Consider the following 6,857-nt stretch of genomic DNA (forward strand, 5'->3'; position numbering starts at 1 on the left):
CAGTGATTCCTCCAATTAAACTCTTTCTTCCCAGGATTCCGCTGCCTTTGTTAATTCAGCGCGTACTTCTGGATCTTCCTCTGTCAATAACGCTTCCATAATAGCTATATAACCTTCTTCCAAACCAATTCGACCTAGTGCCCATGCAATCGTACCACGAATGACGGGCCTCGGATCATTTTCTAACATACTAATCAATTCAGGTACCGCAGACTCCTCTTTGAAATGTGCAAGTGCAATTATCGCATTTCGCTGAATCGGATTTTTTCCACGCCAAGATCCTGATACATGTCCAAACTTCTCTTTAAATTCACGATTGGACAACCTAATAATTGGTTGAAGAAGTGGCTTGGCCAGTTCAGGATCCGGTTGGAAAGCTTTCTGATGCAAATTATGCTTTCCTTTATTTTTCGGACACACCGTTTGACATGTATCACACCCGTACACCCGATTACCAAACTCCATACGAAATTCCTCCGGGATTGGCTTTTTCGACTGTGTAAGGAAAGCAATGCAACGCTGCGCATTTAATTGCCCCCCCTGAATCAAAGCCCCGGTTGGACATACGTCAAGACAAAGTGTACAATCCCCACATTCATCTTCCATCGGAACATCCGGCGCAAATGGGATATTGGTAATCATTTCGCCCAGGTAAACATACGAACCAAATTCTGGCGTAATGATTGAACAATTTTTTGCCGACCAACCGATTCCTGCCCGTTCTGCAACTGCGCGATCTGCAAGCTCCCCCGTATCCACCATCGAGCGAACCCTTGCTGCTGGTGCATGTTCCAGTATAAAGCCTTCAAGCAGTCTCAGCTTCTCACGGAGGACCGTATGATAATCTGTCCCCCACGATGCACGACAAAAAATACCCCGTCGCTCACCTTTTTTTCCCCTCGGAGAATCCGTCATTTTGGACGGATAGGCGACAGCAATAGCAATAATACTTTCCGCTTGATCAAGCAATAGAGCGGGTTCTGTCCGTTTGTCTAAATCTTTTTCTTCGAAACCTGACTGGTAGCCAAGTTCTTGCTGCCGCTTTAAGCGGTTCTTCAACTCACGAAATGGAGCAGCTGTTGTAAAACCAATTTTGTCGATGCCGATTGACTCCGCATAGTCCCTTACTGCCTGTTGCAACTGAACAGCATTCACACTGTATCGCCTCCACTATGCTACTATTGAATTAAACTATATAAAGGGTGAAGTCATTGATTATCGAAATGGATATGAAACTTTTAGGTGCCGTACCCGGATTAAAATTGGGCATTAACCATTATACCAAAATTACAGTGTCAGAATCGCCTCAAATGCTAAAAGGAAAATTGCAATTATTCCAAGAGCAACTTTTCTTTGAGCTGGAAAACAAACCCGTAACCGAATTCCCTGGCATTAACGAATGGCGCACTGTATGGAAAGCACTTGGCGCAGACCCTAATCGGTATCGCCATTCTACAGAAGCACTTATGCGCCGCATTAAGAAGCAAAACTACATCGATCCATTCCACAATGCTGTCGACTTGAATAACTTCTTTTCCCTGCAACATGAAATTCCAGTAGGCATCTACGACCTCGAAAAGATTGTCGGCAATGTAGTCGTTACTTCAGGAACAGCTGAGGATGGATATGATGGATTAAATGGTCGTTTTAATTCATTACAAAACATTCTACTATTAAAAGACGATTATAGCCCATTCGGCAGTCCATATGTCGATTCTATCCGCACCGCTGTAACAGAAGATACGACAGACGCGCTACATATCTTCTTCCTACGCCCGTCTATGGATGCTACTAAAGCGTTTGAACTGACAACAGCATGCGGGAACATGTTTACTAGTCTTAGCGGCGGAGACGTCCGTTCTTATGTTTTACACGAGGGACAAACTTCCATTGTAGTAGACTAACACTATTTGTATTTTAGGGGATGAACAAATGAGCAACATAACACTCGCTGAAGCCGTGAAATTAAAAAGCATTTTAACAAAACGAATTCATGAGCTAGAAGATGAAATGAGACGCGTCGCCTTTACGACTTTAGAAAAAGGCAGCACTCCTGATTTAGGTCCACGCACCCTAAAAGTCGTGGAAACCGAATTAGATGATGTCCGTTTAGATAGTAGAGTGCTCGATCGCCTCATGTATCGTGCCAATATAGATAACACACTAGAATTCCATGGGCAGCAACTTGCCATTGTAGAAGCGATTGAACTAGCTACACAACTACGTGCCAAATCCCGCTTTTATAAAGAACTGTCCATGGCAGAAAAAGAAGTAATTCAGTATGGTTACTCTGAAAGCACCATCGTATACCGTGTCGCTTTATTCGATCCCGAGGACTATCGGGTGAAGTCATTACAAGCAGAAAAGGATGCCCATAAATTATCTAATTCTATTAATGCAAAAAACTATTCTATTGTCTTGGAATTTGACGATTCAAAGTACTTTTAATGCCCTCGGAAAGGTGAGACTCCTCTCCGAGGCATAGAGTAGGGATCAATCCAATTTAAATTGCAGGCAAACCAATAACCTGTCACCATTTACTTTGTGACCAATCTCCAATGACCGACCAAGGCAATTGCTATGGACAACCCAAAATAGTGTCATCGGATCCCCTCTATGAAAATCGCTCCTTCCGCTTCGGCGGTAAGGAGCGATTTTGTGTAGATTCAATTTTTAAACGGCTGTGTTTTTTCGCCATTGATCAGTAACGCCCATGTTCCTTTTTCCGGAAATTTTAAATTCCCTTGATAGTGATAAATAAACGAACCCGCTACAGTAGATCCCCCATTCTGAATAAAAACATGTTCAGAAACAATACTTCCTTTCTTATTGAGTACCTTCACTTCTATTTCCTTCCCACTTTCCACCGAACTTTCAATATAGATTTCAGTTTTCTCATCTACTGTAAGTTCCATTGGATCATTAATCAAAGTATAATGTTCAGTCTTTGGAAATTGAGGAAGAACTTCAATTTTAAATTCCTCAAATAATTGATCATCCATGTAAAAGGAGAGTTGCCATTCCCCCTCATTCGGAAATGGTGGGAAGCTCGTCAATATCTGTTGAATATCTTCACCGAATAGAAAACCATCAAAAGTCCCTTCAGAAATCATGATTTTTTCATCGTAAGTATTCCTAGCTTCTACCCTATAACTTTTTCCCGCAAATTCCGATGAATCCCCCCAAAAGTAGAGCATCATTTTTGATCCTCTTCTCGCATCTTCGGCTACAAACTGTCCGTTAAATAACATTCCCACTTTACCTTTAATCCCAGTAACTTCTTGATTATTATGTGGTAAGTAAAAAGTTTCCGCTTGTTGCGCAGTCAATTCAACTTGAGGCCGAAACGACTGCCTTAACTCATTAAACCAATTATTACTCTCACTATCACTTGATAGGATAAAGGCAAATACTGTTGCACATAATAAAGCAAATGCGGTGAAAGGTTTAATAAAGTCTACTCTTTTTCTAGGCTTCATTTCCCTTTTCAATGCCAAGCTGATTTTTTCTTTCTGTTTTTCATTTAATGTGTATTTAGGAAGGTTTTTCAGATTCTCTTGTAAGTTCTCCACTCTCTTCATAAGTAAATCCCTCCTCTACAAGTATTTCTCTAAGTCTCTTTAATGCGCGATGAAACATGACATTCACATGATTCACGGTGCTTTTCAATACCTCACTCACTTCTTTAGGCGTTAACTCCAAAATCCCCCTCAAGATTACTACTTCTTTATATCGAGGAGGAAGTTGATTAATTGCTTTGTATAATTGGACAATCTCCTGATTAAGGATTGTTTGTTCTTCCAATTCATTTGAATTTTTTGGGTCGCGGAAAACTAAGTGCTTGATTTTCTCCCATACTTTCCTTCTACGGTAATCATCAACAACCTTATTTCTTGCAATAGAAATCAACCAAGTTTTCGGATGGGATTGCCCCTTGAACCCAGCCATTTTTTTCATAGCTATCATAAAAGTTTCTTGTACAAGATCCTCGACATCCGTCGAGCCTGTATAGTAAGTTAGGTAACTTGTGATATCCCTTTCGTACAGTTGAAACCACTCCTCGATTGTATGGTTCTTCACACGATCTCCCCTCCTTTAACTATTAGACGATTCACTATGTAAAATATTACAGCCAACCTATATAGAAAGTATCTTTCTTCACTATTTTTCCAAGATAAAACGTATGGCGGTCATAACAAGGCGAAAGGCCACTGTTACTAAGTTGAAGTATTGAATCTGGTATATATACTGAGCGAAGGCGCCTTAACAGGGGCAGCGAATTCAAAGGAGTTCTTTATTTAAGCATATATATTCGGGACTACTTATTTAGAAATAACTAGGTGGTATACCTCACCCGTATAACAAACACATCTAGCGAAGGAGCGACAAGTGTGAGCCGAAGCAATAAGACCGACAGTGTTCTTCGAGGCCGCTGAAAAACTAATCTTTCAAGGTACAGTTCGATTGTTAGACAAAAAAAGGCGACTAATTTCCAACCATTCTGGAAATTAGTCACCATTCCTACTTCCTTTCAGCTCTCTTTTTCCTTGAGTAGGGTTAGAATCCGCTTCATATTTACAGCGAATATTGCGGTGGCTCCTTGTATTTGCAGGCCGAATAGACCCGGGGATGATGCTGTTTCAAACCCGTGTCTGTGCTTTAATTCACTATTTTTGGCTTCGATCTTGTAGCGCTCTTTCATTTTCATTTTGAAAAAGTCGCTTTCTTGGAAAGCCTCCTGCTCTGTATGTTCCGTCGATTTAATCGTGGTGGAATAGGATTTGCTTTTGGCACCATCTTTGTAACAGCCCTCTCTAAGTGGGCACACTTTACATTTATCTACGTCAAAGAAATAGGTATCACGAGGGTTCTTTCCGTGTCTATTTTTGCCAATTATGATTTTTTTGGTGGCCATGTGGCCAGCTTTACAGACATACATGCCGGCATCTTTGTTAAATTCGAACTCGTTTTCTTTTTTTCGGAATCCTTGTGTGACTGTTCCATTTAAACCAGCGACCAGTTTAAGGCCATTCTTGTTGGCGTATTGGATGTTCTCTTTTTCAGAATAAGCTTTGTCACCGATGACTGTATCGATGATCATTCCCGTTTTCCTACTCTTTTTGATTAGGGTTTGTAGATATTTTCCGTCGGTTTTTTCTCCTGTGGTTATGACTGCCGCCGTGATTAACCGTTCCTCATTCATTGCCATATGTGTTTTATATCCGAAAAAAGAGGAATCTGCCGTTTTATGTCCCACCCGTGCATCGGGGTCATCCGAGTATGAAAGATGTTCCTCGTGGTCATCGACTACTTCTTTTAGGTAGTTTAGTCTTTCTTTAACTTTTGGGTATTGGCAGATGACCTCTTCCTTTTCAACGGCTTGAATAACTTTTCGAGTATAGTCCAATTCGGCAGCCAAATCGTCATTAATTGGCTTTTGTGGAAACTTTTCTTTCATCTTTTCATCTACTTTGTATACAGCCTTACGCAATAGTTTCGATTTCTCCATTAGGAACATTTTAGGTGATTTCTGATTGTATCTGGCCTTAGTGTGTGTGGCATCCACGATAATGGATGTACTTTCGATAAGGCCACAACCCAATGCAATCCCGATTGTCTTTTCAATTAACATATCCAATAGATTAATATCCTGAAGGCGAAGTTTTCGGAATTTCGTTAAAGAACTTGGATTGATTACCTCATCTTCTGGTGCCATCTCCAAAAAGAATTTAAAAGACATATCATATTTGGATCGTTCAACAACATCAGCATCGGATAGATCGAAGATGGACTTCAACAAAAGATATTTGAACATCCGGACAGGGGGAACGGCATTGCGGCCGTTATCATGGCAATACTTTTCCTTCAATTCCTCGAGGACAAAAGAGAAATCAACTAGGTCATTCATTTGACGAAGCTGGTTATCACGAGGCACGACAAGATCGTAAATTGTCGCATATGGACTTAGGGTAAGGGACTGTTGGTTGGAGATCATCGGGAACACCGCCTAGGATAATTGTTACTTTCATTATACAAAAAAAGAACGACCTTTTCTCTACTAAGTGAAAGATCGTTCTGACTGGGGTGCTTTTTCAGTGGCCTCGTGTTCTTCTGACGGGCTTATTGCGTAAGGCCATCACCAAGCGACTAAGCGATGCAGTAAGGCCATCACCAAGCGACTAAGCGATGCAGTAAGAATATTCCATTTGTTAAGTGCCGGCTATATAGTACTTATTTGTAACTTATATAGTTAAAATGAAACACAAAAAAAGACACAACCTAAGTTGTGTCTTTTCCATCTGATACCCGAGGCCGGACTTGAACCGGCACGCCTTACGGCATCGCATTTTGAGTGCGACGTGTCTGCCATTCCACCACTCGGGCATAACACTATTTTGTTCACGAACAACGATACATAAGAAAATTGGAGGCGGCAACCGGAATCGAACCGGTGGTAAGGGTGTTGCAGACCCATGCCTTACCGCTTGGCTATGCCGCCGTAGAAATTGGAGCGGAAGACGGGATTCGAACCCGCGACCCCGACCTTGGCAAGGTCGTATTCTACCACTGAACTACTTCCGCGAAACTGGGGTAGCTGGATTCGAACCAACGAGTGACGGAGTCAAAGTCCGTTGCCTTACCGCTTGGCTATACCCCAAAAAGATAAATGGGGCGACTGAAGGGAATCGAACCCTCGAGTGTCGGAACCACAATCCGATGTGTTAACCACTTCACCACAATCGCCATGATATCTAGTTTGTTTTAATTGAATATAAAAATGGGGCGACTGAAGGGAATCGAACCCTCGAGTGTCGGAACCACAATCCGATGTGTTAACCACTTCACCACAATCGCCA

Annotated in this window: 6 protein-coding genes and 6 tRNA genes; 2 read left to right on the forward strand and 10 right to left on the reverse strand. The window is 41.7% G+C overall.

Annotated elements, in window-relative coordinates; genetic code table 11:
• Positions 1–15: 15 nt before the first annotated feature.
• Positions 16–1,155, reverse strand: coding sequence for a tRNA epoxyqueuosine(34) reductase QueG (gene queG, locus I2483_RS11590; protein WP_207277368.1), 1,140 nt, complete (start codon positions 1,153–1,155; stop codon positions 16–18).
• A 56-nt stretch (positions 1,156–1,211) separates the two neighbouring features.
• Between queG and I2483_RS11595 the strand changes: the two genes are divergently transcribed.
• Positions 1,212–1,904: a B3/B4 domain-containing protein gene (locus I2483_RS11595; protein ID WP_481886338.1), complete on the forward strand. Its 693-nt coding sequence runs from the start codon at positions 1,212–1,214 to the stop codon at positions 1,902–1,904.
• Between the two features lie 28 nt (positions 1,905–1,932).
• Positions 1,933–2,448: a hypothetical protein gene (locus I2483_RS11600; RefSeq protein WP_207277369.1), complete on the forward strand. Its 516-nt coding sequence runs from the start codon at positions 1,933–1,935 to the stop codon at positions 2,446–2,448.
• 218 nt (positions 2,449–2,666) lie between these two features.
• Here the strand turns inward: I2483_RS11600 and I2483_RS11605 are convergent, their stop codons facing one another.
• The 9 genes from I2483_RS11605 to I2483_RS11645 all read right to left on the reverse strand — a co-directional run bounded on the left by I2483_RS11605 (position 2,667) and on the right by I2483_RS11645 (position 6,855).
• Positions 2,667–3,581, reverse strand: coding sequence for a hypothetical protein (locus I2483_RS11605; protein ID WP_207277370.1), 915 nt, complete (start codon positions 3,579–3,581; stop codon positions 2,667–2,669).
• Positions 3,535–4,080 carry a sigma-70 family RNA polymerase sigma factor gene (locus tag I2483_RS11610; protein WP_207277371.1) on the reverse strand — a complete coding sequence of 182 codons (546 nt, stop codon included), beginning with the start codon at positions 4,078–4,080 and terminating at the stop codon, positions 3,535–3,537. The genes I2483_RS11605 and I2483_RS11610 overlap by 47 nt, the downstream gene beginning before the upstream one ends.
• A gap of 451 nt (positions 4,081–4,531) precedes the next feature.
• Positions 4,532–5,995 carry an IS1182 family transposase gene (locus I2483_RS11615; RefSeq protein ID WP_207277372.1) on the reverse strand — a complete coding sequence of 488 codons (1,464 nt, stop codon included), beginning with the start codon at positions 5,993–5,995 and terminating at the stop codon, positions 4,532–4,534.
• Positions 5,996–6,303: 308 nt separating this feature from the next.
• Positions 6,304–6,384 (reverse strand) — tRNA-Leu (locus I2483_RS11620).
• 41 nt (positions 6,385–6,425) lie between these two features.
• A tRNA-Cys gene (locus I2483_RS11625) sits at positions 6,426–6,499 on the reverse strand.
• An 8-nt stretch (positions 6,500–6,507) separates the two neighbouring features.
• Positions 6,508–6,582 (reverse strand) — tRNA-Gly (locus tag I2483_RS11630).
• 4 nt (positions 6,583–6,586) lie between these two features.
• A tRNA-Gln gene (locus I2483_RS11635) sits at positions 6,587–6,658 on the reverse strand.
• A gap of 10 nt (positions 6,659–6,668) precedes the next feature.
• A tRNA-His gene (locus tag I2483_RS11640) sits at positions 6,669–6,744 on the reverse strand.
• Between the two features lie 35 nt (positions 6,745–6,779).
• A tRNA-His gene (locus tag I2483_RS11645) sits at positions 6,780–6,855 on the reverse strand.
• Positions 6,856–6,857: the final 2 nt, after the last annotated feature.

It is taken from the genome of Sporosarcina sp. E16_3, assembly GCF_017347125.1.
Lineage (GTDB): Bacteria > Bacillota > Bacilli > Bacillales_A > Planococcaceae > Sporosarcina.